The organism is Herbaspirillum frisingense, from assembly GCF_047325095.1.
Classification (GTDB): domain Bacteria; phylum Pseudomonadota; class Gammaproteobacteria; order Burkholderiales; family Burkholderiaceae_D; genus Herbaspirillum; species Herbaspirillum frisingense.
Window position 1 is genome coordinate 3,266,547 of sequence record NZ_CP168558.1, and the last position, 14,583, is coordinate 3,281,129.

The following is a 14,583-nucleotide window of genomic DNA, read 5'->3' on the forward strand; positions in this document are numbered from 1 at the left end:
AACGGATGACAGGCAAGCAATACCCGACGACGACCGCAACGCAAAGAGCACGCAGAGCACCGAGTAGCAAGTAACCGACAGGCCACCACCATGAATACTTCCCTGCCGCTGTTGAACGTCATTACCGGCTCGCAAGCCGCCACCGGTTCGCGTTCCGGCAATCCTGCCGACAGCTTCACGGCCGACGCCCCCTTCAACCAGGTGCTCAACAGCCAGGTGAACTCGCGCAATCAGGAACAGCAGTCGCAAGCCAAGCCACAAGCTCCGCAGCCACCGGCCGCGACCAACCAGGCTGCACAGACTGATGCTGCCAAGCAGGCAGCAGCCACCAAGACCGAATCAAAGCAGAACGTTGCCGAGCAGAGCAAGGAAAAGGACGAGGACAGCGACGACACCACCACTGCCGCCTCCGCCGAGCTGCTGGCGCTGGTGGCCAACATCGCCCAGAACGCCGTCAAGCCGGTCGGCGAAGGCAAGAGCGAAAACACCGAGGCCGATCTGCTGGCCCAATCCAGGCGTGGCGGCGCCACGCTGTCACTGGCCGACCAGCAAGCCCTGATGGCGGACGGCAAGCAAGGCAAGATCGACCTGGCCGGCCTGCAGGACGCCATGGCTGCCAACAAGCTGAAACAGGAAGGCCGCGACCTGAGCCGCAATGCCAGCGGAACCGAAGCCAATCCCTTGGGCCAGGAAAGCGCCAACAATGGCAAGAGCGACAAGCCAGCCCTGGACCTGAGCGCCGACACCAAGGCCGCGCCCAAGGAAGATGCCAGTGCTTTGGCCGCTGCCCGCGCCCAGACTGGCAAGGTCACCGCCGAAGCCGTGGCGACCGCCAAGCAGGACCTGCCGCAAACGACACCGGCCCCGATCGTCGTGCCTGCCATCCAGCAGACCCTGGCCGCCAGCCAGCCGCAAGCCGTCTTCGCCAGCTATACCGACAAGGTGCAGCCCAATGTCGGCAGCGCCGGCTGGGATCAGGCCGTCGGCAGCAAGATCACGTGGATGGTCAGCGCCGGTATGCAAAGCGCCTCCCTGAGCCTGAATCCGCCCGACCTGGGCCCCATGCAGGTGGTGCTGAACGTACACAACCAGCAGGCTGACGCCACCTTCATCACTGCCCAGCCCGAAGTGAAGCAGGCGCTGGAAGCGGCCATGCCCAAGCTGCGCGAAATGATGGACCAGGCTGGCATCCAGCTGGGTCAGGCGACCGTCAATACCGGCATGCCCAATCAGCAGCAGGGCAACACCGGCCAGCAGCAGGGCCGCTCTGCATCCGCCTCGGGCAGCTTCGGCAAGGATCAGGAAGGCGAACTGGCCGTCAACGCCACCACCACCACGACCGCCACCACCAGCGGCCTGGGCCTGGTAGACACCTTCGCCTGAGGCACGCCGCTTCGGTCACGCTTACAAAAAATGCAATTTCGTCCGCGCAGGGCTCAACAATGGGATTTCCTTGCCGATAAGCAGATATCCTCGCATTGTGCGCAGACGAACTGAAAGGACTAGTAGATGGCAACAAAAGGAAAAGCACCTGCCAAGGGCGCTGAAGCAGACGCAGCACCGGCCAAATCCAGCAAGAAGATGCTGTTCATCATCATCGGTGCCGTGCTGGTACTGGTCATCGGTGGTGCCGGCGCCTTCTTCATGATGGGTGGCAAGGGCAAGAAAGGCGAGGAGCATGCCGAGGAAAAGACCGAGGCCAAGGCACCGACCTTCGTGGTCATCGAACCCTTCGTGGTCAACCTGCAGCAGGAAAGCGGCGACCAGTATCTGCAAGTGGCGATGACCCTGCAGGTGCCGGACGGCCAGACCGCCGAAGCCCTGAAGCTTTACATGCCCCAGGTGCGCAGCCGACTGCTGATGGTACTGTCCAGCAAGAAGGCTTCCGAACTGCTCACCAGTGAAGGCAAGCGCAAGCTCACCGACGAGATCATCGACCAACTGGGCGAACCGTTCTCCGGCAAGGGCAAGGGTCCGCAGATCACCGACGTGTTCTACACCTCGTTCGTGATCCAACAGCAGTAACACCGCATCGCAGTCAGAGATTTTCGACCATGGCCGAGCATTTTCTATCACAGGAAGAAGTCGATGCCCTTTTGAAGGGTGTGACGGGAGACGAAGACGAAGAAAAGATCGTCGAAGAAGCTCCTGGTACGGTACGTACCTACAACCTGGCCACGCAGGAACGCATCGTGCGCGGGCGTATGCCCACGCTCGAAATCATCAACGAGCGCTTCGCCCGGCTGTTCCGCATCGGCTTGTTCAACTTCATCCACCGTACCGCCGAGATTTCGGTCGGTCCGGTGAAGGTGTCCAAGTACAGCGAATTCATCCGCAACCTGGTGGTGCCGACCAACCTGAACCTGGTCCACATCAAGCCCTTCCGGGGCATCGGTCTGGTGGTGTTCGACCCGCAGTTCGTGTTCATGCTGGTGGACAACATGTTCGGTGGCGATGGCCGCTTCCATACCCGCATCGAAGGTCGCGAATTCACGCCCACCGAGCAACGCATCATCATGCGCGTGCTGGAGATCACCTTCGAGACCTACGCCAAGTCGTGGGAACCGATCTATCCGATCGAGTTCGAGTTCATCCGATCGGAAATGAACACCCAGTTCGCCAACATCGCCACCCCCAACGAAGTGGTGGTTTCCACCACCTTCACCGTTGAACTGGGGCCGGTGTCGGGCGAAATTCATATCTGCACGCCCTACTCGATGATCGAGCCGGTGCGTGACCGCCTCACCAGCAGCATGCAGGGTGAGGCACTGGAAGTCGACAAGCGCTGGATCCGCCTGATGAAGCAGCAGATCCAGACCGCCGAAGTCGAACTGATCGTCAATTTTGGCACCGCCCGCGTCAACTTTACCGACCTGCTCAACATGCAGGTGGGTGACGTGATCCCGCTGCAGACCAACGAGACCGTCGAGGCGCAGGTCGATGGCGTGCCGGTGATGGAATGCAGCTATGGCCAGTTCAATGGTCAATACGCCTTGCGCGTGGAAAAACTGCTGTCCATCACCCATCAAGAAACACCGGAAAGCTTTCAAGGAGATTAGTAATGGCTGATGAGAACGTAGCAGGCGCTGGCGCGGCGGAAGACGATCCGTGGGGCGCGGCCATGGCCGAGCAGACCCAGGCCGAAGAAGAACAGAAAAAAGGTCAGATGGAAGACGAGAAGGGCATCACGGCCGCACCGGCTGCCGCCACCGTCTTCAAGGACCTGAGTGCCCAGGACATCAAGACCAACACCCCCAACGATATCGACTTCATCCTCGATATCCCGGTGCAGTTGACCGTGGAACTGGGGCGCACCAAGATCGCCATCAAGAACCTGCTGCAACTGGCACAGGGCTCGGTGGTGGAACTGGACGGCATGGCCGGCGAACCGATGGACGTGCTGGTCAACGGCTGCCTGATCGCCCAGGGCGAAGTGGTGGTGGTGAACGACAAGTTCGGTATCCGCCTGACCGACATCATCACGCCCGCCGAACGCATCCGCAAGCTCAACCGCTAGGCAGGACGGCTTGAGTTTGATGAAACGCATTTCCGCTGCATCCCCCGCCTCACCTGCCACACGCTCGTCGGGCAGATTGCATCAGCACCGGGTGGGCCTCGTGTCCGCCCGGCTTCTCATCGGTGGCACATTGGTCGCCTGCGCCCAGGCCTGGGCCGATAACGCCCCCGCCGCTGCCACTGCGGCCAGCACCGCTCCCGTCGCAACCGCATCTGTCACAACTGCTCCCGCGGCGACCATCCCTGCCGTCACCGGCAGCGCCCTGCCCTCGTCCGGCGGCAGCATCTTCACAATGCTGTTCGGCCTGGTGGCAGTCCTGGCCGTGATGGCAGGCATTGCCTGGCTCCTGAAGCGCTTCGGACTGAGCCAGAACCTGAGCGGCAATGCCGCCGCCAAGGTAGTCGGTGGTGTCTCCGTGGGGAGCCGCGAACGCGTGATGGTCATCGAAGTCGGCGAACAGTGGATCGTGGTCGGCGTGGCGCCGGGACGCGTGAACGCCCTGGCCACCCTGCCGCGCCAGGAACTGACGGCACAGCAAAGCAGCCAGGCCAGTGCACCGGCCTTCGCCACCTGGCTCAAGCACACCATGGACAAACGTAATGGCGGCGCCGGCAACGGCAGTCGCCCGGGTAATGATGGCAGCACAAGCTAAGCCGCAAGGCCTCCTCCGTATCCTGGCCGCGCGCGCGGCCACGCTGCTGCGCAGCCGCTACTGGTGGCTGGCACTGATCTGCCTGCCGCTGGCCGCCTCGGCCCAGCAAGGCATCCCCGCATTGAACAGCATGCCCGCGCCGGGCGGTGGCACGAACTATTCGCTGCCGATCCAGACCATGCTGTTGCTCACTTCGCTGTCGTTCATTCCGGCGGCGTTGCTGATGATGACCTGCTTCACGCGCATCGTGATCGTGCTGTCGCTGCTGCGCCAGGCGCTGGGCACGCAATCGACGCCACCCACCCAGGTGCTGATCGGCCTGTCGCTGTTCCTGACCTTCTTCGTCATGAGCCCGGTGTTCGACCGCATCTACACCGAGGCCTACCAGCCCTTCGCGGAAAACCGGATCCAGATGATGGAGGCCCTGGACAAGGGTGCCGCCCCGCTCAAAGAGTTCATGCTCAAGCAGACCCGCCAGTCCGACCTGGCGCTGTACGTCAAGCTCTCGCGCGGCCCGGCTCTGCAGGGACCGGAAGACGTGCCGCTGCGTCTGCTGGTGCCGGCCTTCGTCACCAGCGAATTGAAGACGGCCTTCCAGATCGGTTTTGCCATCTTCATCCCCTTCCTTATCATCGACATGGTGGTGGCCAGTATCCTGATGTCGATGGGCATGATGATGATGTCGCCGGCCATCGTCTCGTTGCCCTTCAAGCTGATGCTGTTCGTGCTGGTGGATGGATGGCAGTTGTTGATCGGGTCTCTGGCCCAGAGTTTCTACTAGCCGCCTGCAAGGACCGACAATGACTCCCGAAACCGTCATGACCATGGGCCGCCAGGCCATCGAAGTCACCCTCCTGATCGCCGCGCCGATGCTGCTCACGGCACTGGCCATCGGCCTGCTGGTGAGCATCTTCCAGGCCGCCACCCAGATCAATGAACAGACCCTGGCCTTCATTCCCAAGCTGGTAGGCGTATTTCTGGCCATGATCATCGCCGGTCCCTGGATGCTGAGCATCATCATGGACTACATGCACAACATGCTCACCGGCATTCCCGCCATGGTCCAGTAGCGCGCTTGCAGGACCGCGTGTCCGGCAACTCCTGATTCATGCTTACCTTCTCCAGCCAGCAGCTCTACACCTGGGTCGCCATGTTCATCTGGCCGACCACCCGCATCCTCGGGCTGCTGTCCATCGCACCGCCTTTCGGCAGTGCCAGCGTGCCGATGCTGGTGAAAGTCCTGCTGGGCATCGCCATCGGCGCGGTGCTGGCGCCGGACGTGCCGGTGCCACCGGCGATCGACCCGATGTCGATGACCGGCCTCCTGATCCTGCTGCAGCAGTTGCTGATCGGCCTGTCCATGGGCCTTGCCATGCGCGTGGTGTTTGCCGCCGTCGAAGCGGCCGGCGAACTGACCAGTTCCACCATGGGCCTGTCCTTTGCCGCCTTCTTCGATCCCCAGAGCCAGGGCCGCACGGCCGTCATCAGCCAGGTCCTGTCGCTATTGGCCACCATGGTCTTCCTGAGCTTGAACGGCCACCTGCTGCTGCTGCAGGTGATGGCCGAAAGCTTCCACACCCTGCCCATCACCGGTCAGCCGATCACCACCGAGGGCTTCCACCAGCTTGCCCTGTGGGGCGCCAAGGTGTTCAGCATGGGCGTGCAATTGTCGCTGCCGCTGCTGATCGCCCTGCTGATCACCAACTTCGCGCTAGGCATCCTGACCCGCGCCGCGCCTCAATTGAACCTGTTCGGGATCGGTTTTTCGATTACCATGCTGTCCGGTTTCATCCTGATCGCCTTTGCCCTGCCCTACATGCTCACCCCCCTGCAACGTTTTCTCTCGGATGGCATCGAGATGGTGCGCCTGCTGGGTAGTGTGCCGCCGGTCAATGCATTGCCAAAACCGTGAGCAGGCAAGTTTGCTTCGAGCGGGGTGATCGCCAGCGCGCGATGGCTCCACATTTACTTCTTCTGACGATCCGGCAGTCCGCCTTGCGACACACTGGCGGCTATCCGGTACTGACTACAGCGCGCCCATTTTTCGCATGAATATTGCCTCTCTTCGCCGTCCCAAGATCATCGTCCTGGCACTCGCCGTCCTGCTCGTGGGCGGCTACGTCGTCCATCGCATGCTCACACCGCCGCCACCGCCCACCTACCTGAGCGCCACTGCCACCGTGGCCGATATCCAGGACGTAGTACTGGCCAGCGGCACCGTCAAGGCCTACAAGCAGGTCAGCGTGGGTGCCCAGGTCTCGGGCCAGATCAAATCGCTCAAGGTGGTGCTGGGCGAGCGCGTCAAGAAGGGCCAGCTGGTCGCCGAGATCGATTCCATGACCCAGGCCAATACCCTGGCCAGCAGCGAATTCACGCTACAAAACCTGCAGGCCCAGTTGCGCTCCAAGGAAGCCACCCTGAAGCAGGCGCAACTGGCCTACGAGCGCCAGAAGACGATGCTGGCCGGTGACGCCAGTTCGCGCGAGAACTTCGAGACCGCCGAAGCCACCCTCAATGCCACCCGCGCCGACATCACCGGCCTGCAGGCGCAGATCAGGGATGGCGCCATCAAGGTGGACAATGCCCGCGTCAACCTGGGCTATACCCGCATCACCGCCCCCATAGACGGCGAAGTGGTGGCCATCGTGGCGCAGGAAGGACAGACCGTGAACGCCAACCAGTCCACGCCGACCATCATCAAGGTGGCGCGCATGGATACGGTCACCGTCAAGGCGCAGATCTCCGAAGCCGACGTGGTCCGCGTCAAGCCGGGCCTGCCGGTCTACTTCACCATCCTGGGCGACCCCGATCACCGCTACCGCACCACCCTGCGTGCCATCGAGCCGGCACCGGACTCCATCCTGCAGGACGAGACCTCCGCCAGCAGTCTGAGCACCAGCAGCTCCAGCGCCACGTCCACGGCGATCTACTACAACGGCTTGCTGGACGTGCCCAATCCCGACGGCAAGTTGCGCATCTCCATGACCACCCAGGTCAACATCGTCCTGTCCGAAGCCAAGAACGCCGTGCTGGTACCCTCGACCGCACTGGGCGAGAAGGATGCCCAGGGCAGCTACCTCGTGCGCGTACTCGATGAACAGGGCCTGGCGCATGATCGGCGCGTCAAGATCGGCATCAACACCAATGCCCAGGTACAGATCACCGAGGGCCTGAAGGCCGGTGAGCGTGTCGTGACCGGCACCGCCGTGGCCGGCGCCACCGACAGCAGCAACAGCAGCGAACGCCGCGGTCCGCCGCCGCGCATGTAAGGCCGCCATGACCACAGCCCTGCTGCAGCTGCGCGGCCTGCGCCGCGATTTCCCGGCCGGTGACGACAGCATCACCGTGCTCAATGACGTCAACCTCGACATCGAGGCCGGCGAGCTGGTGGCCATCGTCGGCGCCTCCGGCTCCGGCAAGTCGACCCTGATGAACATCCTCGGCTGCCTGGACAAGCCCAGTGCCGGCAGCTACCTGGTGGCCGGGCGCGAGACCGGCAAGCTCGATGCCGACGAACTGGCGCAATTGCGGCGCGAGCATTTCGGCTTCATCTTCCAGCGCTACCACCTGCTCTCGGACCTGGACGCTACCTCCAACGTTGAAGTGCCCTCGGTCTATGCCGGTCTGGACCCGGCGCAACGACGCCAGCGGGCCGCACAACTGCTGGCCCGCCTGGGCCTGGCCGAACGCAGCCACCACAAGCCGGGGCAATTGTCGGGGGGGCAGCAGCAGCGCGTGTCCATCGCGCGCGCCTTGATGAATGGCGGCGACGTCATCCTCGCCGACGAACCCACCGGCGCCCTGGACAGCCACAGCGGTCACGAGGTGATGAACATCCTCAAGGAACTGCATGCCGAAGGCCACACCATCATCATCGTCACCCACGATATGCAGGTGGCCAGCAATGCCCAGCGCATCATCGAGATCAAGGATGGCGTGATCATCGCCGACCGCCGCAATCTGCCGGCCGGGACCGATGCCACCACGCCCACCGGCAGCGGCAGCCCCTCCCGCCAACGCAGCGACCGCCAGCAGCAAGCCAGCCCCTGGCGCGCCACGCTGGACCGTCTGGGCGAGGCGCTGCGCATGTCACTGCTGGCCATGAATGCGCACCGCCTGCGCAGCTTCCTGACCATGCTGGGCATCATCATCGGCATTGCCTCGGTGGTCTCGGTGGTGGCACTGGGAAGTGGCTCGCGCGAGCAGATCCTCTCCGACATCAGTGCCATGGGCACCAATACCATCGACATCTTCCCCGGCACCGACTTCGGCGACATGAAGTCGGCCGCCATCCGCACCCTCACCCCGGCCGATGCGGCCGCCCTGGCCGAGCAGAACTTCGTCGACAGCGTCACTCCCAGCGTGGCCACGGCCTCCTCGGCGCGCTACGGCAACATCTCGGTGACCGCCACCATCAACGGCGTGGGCGAGCAGTATTTCCGCGTGCGCGGCTTGAAGATGGCGCAGGGCATGGGCTTCAACGGCGAAAGCATCCGCCGCTATGCGCAGGAAGTGGTGATCGATGCCAATACCTACAAGAAGCTCTTCCCCAACGGTGGCAATGCCCTGGGCGAAGTGATCTTCCTGGGCAGCGTACCCTGCCGCGTGATCGGCGTGACGCAAAAGCGCGAGAACGGGTTCGGCAACAACAGTGCGCTCAACGTCTGGGTGCCCTACACCACGGCGATGAGCCGGGTGATCGGGCAACGCTATCTGAGCGGCATCACCGTGCGGGTGAGCGACAACGTCCCCAGCGCCGCCGCCGAGGAAGGCATCACGCGCCTGATGACGCTGCGTCACCGTACCAAGGACTTCTACATCTTCAACACCGACAGCATCCGCCAGACCATCGAAAAGGCCACCGCCACCCTCACCCTGCTGGTGTCGATGATCGCGCTGATCTCGCTGGTGGTGGGTGGCATCGGGGTGATGAACATCATGCTGGTGTCGGTCACCGAGCGCACCCGCGAGATCGGCGTGCGCATGGCGGTGGGTGCGCGCCAGACCGACATCATGCAGCAGTTCCTGATCGAGGCGGTGCTGGTCTGCCTGGCCGGCGGGCTGCTGGGGGTGTTGCTGGCACTGTCCTTCGGCGCCATCTTCGCGCACTTCGTCAGCAGCTTCCGGATGATCTATTCCACCGCCTCCATCGTCAGCGCCTTTGCCTGCTCCACCCTGATCGGCGTGGTCTTCGGCTTCCTGCCGGCGCGCAATGCAGCGCGCCTGAACCCGGTGGATGCCCTTGCACGCGAATGATTCCATAGCCATGTCCAAGCCTCTTCTCTCCCCACTTCCCCTGCTGCTGGCACTGGCCCTGCTGGGCGGCTGCAGTTCCCTGACGCGCACACCCTACGCGCCCCCGGTGACCCAGGCGCCGCCGGCCTGGCAACAGGCGCCTGCGGCCGGCACGGTCGATGCCCAGCGCTGGTGGCAAGGTTTCGGCGACGCCGAACTGACCCGCCTGATCGATGAAGTCCTGCGCAAGAACAATAATCTGGCTGCCGCCACCATCAAGGTAAGACGCGCCCAACTGGTGGCCGGACTGGCGGACGATGCCTTCGTCCCGGCGCTTGGTGGGCAGCTCGGCACCAGCGCCAGCAAGCCCCTGAGCGGCAACCGCTCGACCACGCGCCAAAGCCAGAATTCGATCACCCTGTCTTATGAAGTGGATCTCTGGGGCCGCCTGGGCGCCAACTATGACGCAGCCCGCTGGGAGGCGCTGGCGACCGAACAGGATCGCGCCGCCACCGCGCTGACCATGGTCGGCACCACCGCGAGCCTTTACTGGACCGGCGCCTTCCTGAACCAGCGCATCCGCACCGCCGAGCAGAGCATAGCTTACGCCCGCAAGACGCTGGAACTGGTCAACACGCAATACGGTGCCGGCGCCGTCTCTTCGCTGGAAGTGCTGACGGCGCAGCAGAACCTGCTGAGCCAGCAGTCCAGCTATACCGACCTGATACGGCAGCGGGTAGAAAACGACAACGCCCTGGCGATTCTTTTCGACAGCCCGCCGGGACAGGTCTTTACGCTTCCGCCCAGCCTGCCTGAGCAGCCACTGCCGGCGCTTGAAGCCGGCCTGCCGGCCGACCCGCTGGGGCGCCGCCCGGACCTGCGCGCTGCCGAACTGCGCCTGCGCGGCTCGCTGGCCAATGTCGACCTCACACGACTGGGCTTCTATCCGCAACTGAACCTCACCGGCACGCTCGGTACCAGCAGTGACGCCCTGCTGCGTCTGGTACAGAATCCCTTGGCCACGCTGGGCGCCCAACTAACCCTGCCCTTCCTGCAGCAGACGCAGATGAAGCTCAAGGTCGGCGTCTCGCAGGCCGACTATGACACCGCCGTCACCAACTTCCGTCAGACCCTGTATTCGGCCTTCAGCGAGGTCGAAAATGCCCTCGCGGCACGCCAGCAATATGCCAACCAGCAAGCCCTGCTGGTGCGCAACCTGGAAGTGGCGCAGGCCGCCGAGCGACTGTTCGAGCTACGTTACCGCGCCGGTTCGGTCACCTTGCAGGCCTGGCTGGATCAGCAGGACAAACGGCGTACCGCCGAGACTTCACTGGCCCAGACGCGGCTGAACCAGCTCAAGAACCAGATGACGCTATACCAGGCTCTGGGCGGCGACGCGAGGGCAACCCCACCCGCCATGCCGCCAGCGCAGTAGCAAGCGCAGCGCCAAAGCAAAAAAGGCGAACCCGCGGGTTCGCCTTTCTTTTGGCTGGCGACCGCTGCCGAAAGCAGACGGTCTGCATCAGAAATTACTTCAGGTAGTTCAGCAGGGTCAGGCCGCTGGTGGTGACGAACACCTTCTGCGCCGCCGACAGGTAGGTCTGCTTCAGCGTAAACTCACTAATGAGCTCGTTGGTGTCGGACAGGTTGCGGCCCAGCAGATTGTTGATGGTCTGGGTATAGTTTTCCTTGTTGACTTCACCGGCAGCATCGAGGTTGTCCAGTTCATTCTGGCGTGCACCGATAGAGGCCTTGGCAGTGGACACGCTGCTGGAAATGGAATCGATCTGGGTATTGAACGCGGCCAGGTTGCGGTTCAGTGCGGCCTGGCTGCCCGGGATCGGCGTACGCGCGGCATCGGCGGCGTCGGCCTTGAGCTTGGCGGCGGCCGTGGCGGTGAACTGGGCCTGGTAGCCCGGATCATCGGGCTTCATCGCATCCAGGGTTGCCTGCTGCGTCTTGTAATCCTGGATCGGAAACTGACCCGCAGGATACTCAAAGTTATTGGCCGCGGTCTCGTCGGCCTTGTTGGCCGCCTCCGTCACCGGCACCGACAGCGTATTGATCAGGTTGGTCATGGTCTTGAAGATATCCTGACCACCGCCCTGGAAGATCGCCTGGCCAGACGCGCTGATGTCCATCTGGCGGGTCGAATCGACCTGAAGCGTCATGGCGCCCTGGTCACCGTTGTAGGTCACGCCGCCGCTGCCATCCAGGGTGAACGGCTGGGTCGTGCTCTTGAAGCCCGCGAAGATGTAGTTGCCCTGGCCGTCCTGGGCATTGGCATAGCCCAACACTTCGCTCAGGTTGCCCTTGATCTCGGAAGCCATGTTGCTGCGTTCGGCATTGGAGTAGGAGGCGTTGCCGGCTGCGATCACGTTGGACTTCAGCTTGGTCAGCATGTTGGTCAGGCTGTCCAGGGTACCCTGCACGCTCGACAGTGCGCTGTTGGCGTTCTGCCGGTTGGTCTTGTACTGATCGTTCAGCGCCGAAGTCTGGGCCATGTCCAGGGCGCGAGCGGCGGCCACCGGATCGTCCGACGGCAGCAAGACCTTCTGCTGCGCCGTCACCTGCTGGTTCAGCTTCAGGATCTGGCTTTGCAAAGCGGTCAGATCGTTGTTGCTCGTCTGATAGAGCATCTGGGTGCTAATACGCATATCGTCTTCCTCTATCTAACTGTTCAACCGCCCAGGGTGAGCAGCACATTGATCATGTCGCTGGCCGCCTGGATGATCTTGGCAGCCGCCTGGTATTGCTGCTGGTTGCGGATCATCTGCGCCAGTTCCTCATCCTGGTTGACCCCGGACTCGGATTGCTGCTGGGTCTGGATCGCCGTCAGCCTTGCCTTCTCGGCAGTGTTGGTGACATTGATCTCATTGGTCTTGTTGCCGATGGTGGCCACCAACTGCGAGTACGAACCTTGGAAGTTGGTGCCATTGATGGTCTTGGCCGTCTGCAGGTTGCCCATGGCCAGCATGTTGCGATTGTCCGAGGCGGCATTGGTGTTGGCCGAGATGGTGAACTGGTCGCCATCGGACGGCTGGCCGGAAATCTGGAACGATACCCCGCTGATCTCGTAGGTATCCCCCGCCGTGTAAGGCAGAACCGTGACACCGGCACCGATGGTGGTGGTGGTGCCATCCTTGTGGGTGATGGTACCGCCACCGGCCGGAACCGCCGGGGAAATCGTAAAGTTCGGCGGCGTGGCGGTGCCGTCGTACTCCAGCGTGGTCGGCTTGGTCAGTGGCGTCGTGGTGGTCAGGTAGGCCGGCGTGACCGAACCGGTGCTGATGGTGGCCGTGCCCTTGTTGGCCGCAACCGGCGCGAAGTTGAACTGGTCACCCGTGCCCGTTGTGCTGGGCGTGCCAGTCAACGTGAAGGACACGCCGCCGCTAGTGATGGTCATGCCCGACTGGTAGGCGAACGGCGCGCCGCCGGTGGCCGTACCGCCGGTGCCATCGGGATAGGAATAGACGACATCCGGCACCGGCGATGCGCCGGACCAGGCCGCCGACAACTGCGTCACCGGTGTGGCCGGAGGTGTAGGCGTGCTCAAGGAGGCGGAAAACGACACCGACGAACCCTGCTGGAACTTGGTCGGATCCAGTGAGGTGCTGGAGATGAGGGCATTGCCGGTATTGGTGGCCGCGGTGCTGGCGTTGACGTTGTTGGTGGCGTTGATCGAGGTCGAGATCGGCGCTGCCGTGGCCAGCAGCTGCGTGTTGTTCAGCGCCAGCGAGAAGCCGGCCGCGCCATTGGCGGTCGGCTGGATCTTGTAGATGTTGCCGCTCGGGATGGCCGGCGCGTAAGGACCGGGCGCGGCCGCACCGTTGGAGTAGGTCACCCCATCCAGCGTCACCGGGAAATCGCCCGCCGCCTTGACGGTCTTGGTGTTGTCAGACAGGCGGGTGAAGGTGTAATTGGTGCCGTCGTAGGTCAGCGTGTAGTCGCTGGTGCTCAAGGCCGACGGATCGGTAATCGTCGCCTTCAGGTCAGTGGTGCCGGTATTGGTCGGATAACCGATCAGGTTGGGCGAACTGACATTGAACATGTTGGTGCCGGGATTGCCGTTCTGGTCCAGGCCCAGCTGCTGTTGCTGGTTGAAGGCGGTACCCAGGGCAATTGCAATACGGCCCAGCGCATTCTGGGTCGGGTCCAGCGTTTCGCTGCGGTACTTGAGCAGGCCACCGAGGCTGCCACCGTCATAGAAGAAGCTGTCAGGGATGGTGCTTGTGGTACCGCCCGTGGTGACCTGGCCGATCTGCAGGCGCGACACGTCGGTGGGCGAATTGGTCACCGCCAGCTGGGTTACGTTCTCACCGGTCACCAGCGACTGGCCGGTACCGATGAACACGCTCACGGCACCGGTATCCTGCGGCACGGTGGTGATCTTGACGTACTTGTTGAGTTCAGCCACCAGCTGGTCGCGCTGGTCCAGCAGGTCGTTGGGCTGCTGACCGCCACCGGTACCGATGGCGCTGACGATGGCCTTGTTGAGCTGGGCGATCTGCTGCGCGTAGGAGTTGATCGTGGTGACGGTGGAGGTGATCTGGCTGTTGACACTGGCGCTGCTGGCCGAGAGCTGATCGTTGATGCTGGTCACCCGTGCCACCAGGCTCGAAGCCTGCGACAGCACCGACTGGCGCGACGCCTGGGTATTCGGATTGGAGGCCAGGTTCTGGATCGCCGCAAAGAAATCCTGCAAGGACGGCGACAAGCCGGCCTTGGTGTCGGCCACCATGTTGTTGATCTGCGAGATCTCGGAGTAGTACGCATCCAGCGAGCTGGCCGAGGTCTGCGAGGCCAGTGCCTGCTTGGTCAGGAAGTCGTTGTAGACACGCTTGATCTCGGTGACCTGGGTGCCCTGGCCGACGAAGCCGTAGCCGTAGTTGATGCCACCGGCCGAGCTCTGCACGACTTCCTGGCGGTTGTAGCCGGGCGTGGTGGCGTTGGAGATGTTGTGGCTGGTGGTGGCCTGAGCCGCCATAGCCGCCTGCAACGCGGATTGCCCGATACTGAAGATGTTAGTTGCCATGCTAGGTTGTCGTCCCTGAAAGCTTTTAGCGGAATAACCAAGTCAACGGCAGGATTGACCAAAACTTTAGATGGCTGCGATCGAATTTGTTTCCGACCGGCACCGATGAGCTTGCCGCCGGGAAATCGCTCGCGGGCCAGGTCA

13 protein-coding genes are annotated in these 14,583 nt (G+C 63.0%); 11 read left to right on the forward strand and 2 right to left on the reverse strand.

Annotation, left to right across the window (positions count from 1 at the left end; translation table 11 throughout):
- Window positions 1-90: 90 nt before the first annotated feature.
- The 11 genes from ACEOAC_RS15015 (at window position 91) to ACEOAC_RS15065 (ending at window position 10,839) form a co-directional block, all read left to right on the forward strand.
- Window positions 91-1,383: a flagellar hook-length control protein FliK gene (locus ACEOAC_RS15015; protein ID WP_413444862.1), complete on the forward strand. Its 1,293-nt coding sequence runs from the start codon at window positions 91-93 to the stop codon at window positions 1,381-1,383.
- 126 nt (window positions 1,384-1,509) lie between these two features.
- Entirely contained in the window at window positions 1,510-2,025 is a 516-nt protein-coding gene (fliL, locus tag ACEOAC_RS15020) for a flagellar basal body-associated protein FliL (RefSeq protein ID WP_241812653.1), read from the forward strand.
- A 29-nt stretch (window positions 2,026-2,054) separates the two neighbouring features.
- Window positions 2,055-3,059, forward strand: coding sequence for a flagellar motor switch protein FliM (gene fliM / locus ACEOAC_RS15025; protein ID WP_241812654.1), 1,005 nt, complete (start codon window positions 2,055-2,057; stop codon window positions 3,057-3,059).
- Window positions 3,060-3,061: 2 nt separating this feature from the next.
- Complete coding sequence (gene fliN, locus ACEOAC_RS15030; RefSeq protein WP_006462664.1) at window positions 3,062-3,517, forward strand: flagellar motor switch protein FliN; 456 nt, start codon at window positions 3,062-3,064, stop codon at window positions 3,515-3,517.
- Between the two features lie 19 nt (window positions 3,518-3,536).
- Window positions 3,537-4,169, forward strand: coding sequence for a flagellar biosynthetic protein FliO (fliO, locus tag ACEOAC_RS15035; RefSeq protein ID WP_413444863.1), 633 nt, complete (start codon window positions 3,537-3,539; stop codon window positions 4,167-4,169).
- Complete coding sequence (gene fliP / locus ACEOAC_RS15040) at window positions 4,153-4,950, forward strand: flagellar type III secretion system pore protein FliP (protein WP_006462667.1); 798 nt, start codon at window positions 4,153-4,155, stop codon at window positions 4,948-4,950. Before fliO ends, fliP begins: the two co-directional genes overlap by 17 nt.
- A 19-nt stretch (window positions 4,951-4,969) precedes the next feature.
- Window positions 4,970-5,239 (forward strand): flagellar biosynthesis protein FliQ, encoded by a 270-nt coding sequence (gene fliQ, locus ACEOAC_RS15045; RefSeq protein WP_006462668.1) that lies wholly within the window; start codon window positions 4,970-4,972, stop codon window positions 5,237-5,239.
- 38 nt (window positions 5,240-5,277) lie between these two features.
- Window positions 5,278-6,081, forward strand: a complete 804-nt coding sequence (fliR, locus tag ACEOAC_RS15050) for a flagellar biosynthetic protein FliR (protein ID WP_413444864.1) — start codon at window positions 5,278-5,280, stop codon at window positions 6,079-6,081.
- A gap of 136 nt (window positions 6,082-6,217) precedes the next feature.
- Window positions 6,218-7,438 carry an efflux RND transporter periplasmic adaptor subunit gene (locus tag ACEOAC_RS15055; protein WP_413444865.1) on the forward strand — a complete coding sequence of 407 codons (1,221 nt, stop codon included), beginning with the start codon at window positions 6,218-6,220 and terminating at the stop codon, window positions 7,436-7,438.
- A 7-nt stretch (window positions 7,439-7,445) separates the two neighbouring features.
- A complete protein-coding gene (locus tag ACEOAC_RS15060) occupies window positions 7,446-9,425 on the forward strand; it encodes a MacB family efflux pump subunit (RefSeq protein WP_413628434.1) in 1,980 nt (659 codons plus the stop codon).
- Window positions 9,426-9,435: 10 nt separating this feature from the next.
- Window positions 9,436-10,839, forward strand: coding sequence for an efflux transporter outer membrane subunit (locus tag ACEOAC_RS15065; RefSeq protein WP_413628435.1), 1,404 nt, complete (start codon window positions 9,436-9,438; stop codon window positions 10,837-10,839).
- Window positions 10,840-10,933: 94 nt separating this feature from the next.
- Here the strand turns inward: ACEOAC_RS15065 and flgL are convergent, their stop codons facing one another.
- Window positions 10,934-12,061: a flagellar hook-associated protein FlgL gene (flgL, locus tag ACEOAC_RS15070; RefSeq protein ID WP_413444288.1), complete on the reverse strand. Its 1,128-nt coding sequence runs from the start codon at window positions 12,059-12,061 to the stop codon at window positions 10,934-10,936.
- Between the two features lie 23 nt (window positions 12,062-12,084).
- Window positions 12,085-14,439 (reverse strand): flagellar hook-associated protein FlgK, encoded by a 2,355-nt coding sequence (gene flgK / locus ACEOAC_RS15075; protein WP_413444289.1) that lies wholly within the window; start codon window positions 14,437-14,439, stop codon window positions 12,085-12,087.
- Between the last annotated feature and the right edge of the window lie 144 nt (window positions 14,440-14,583).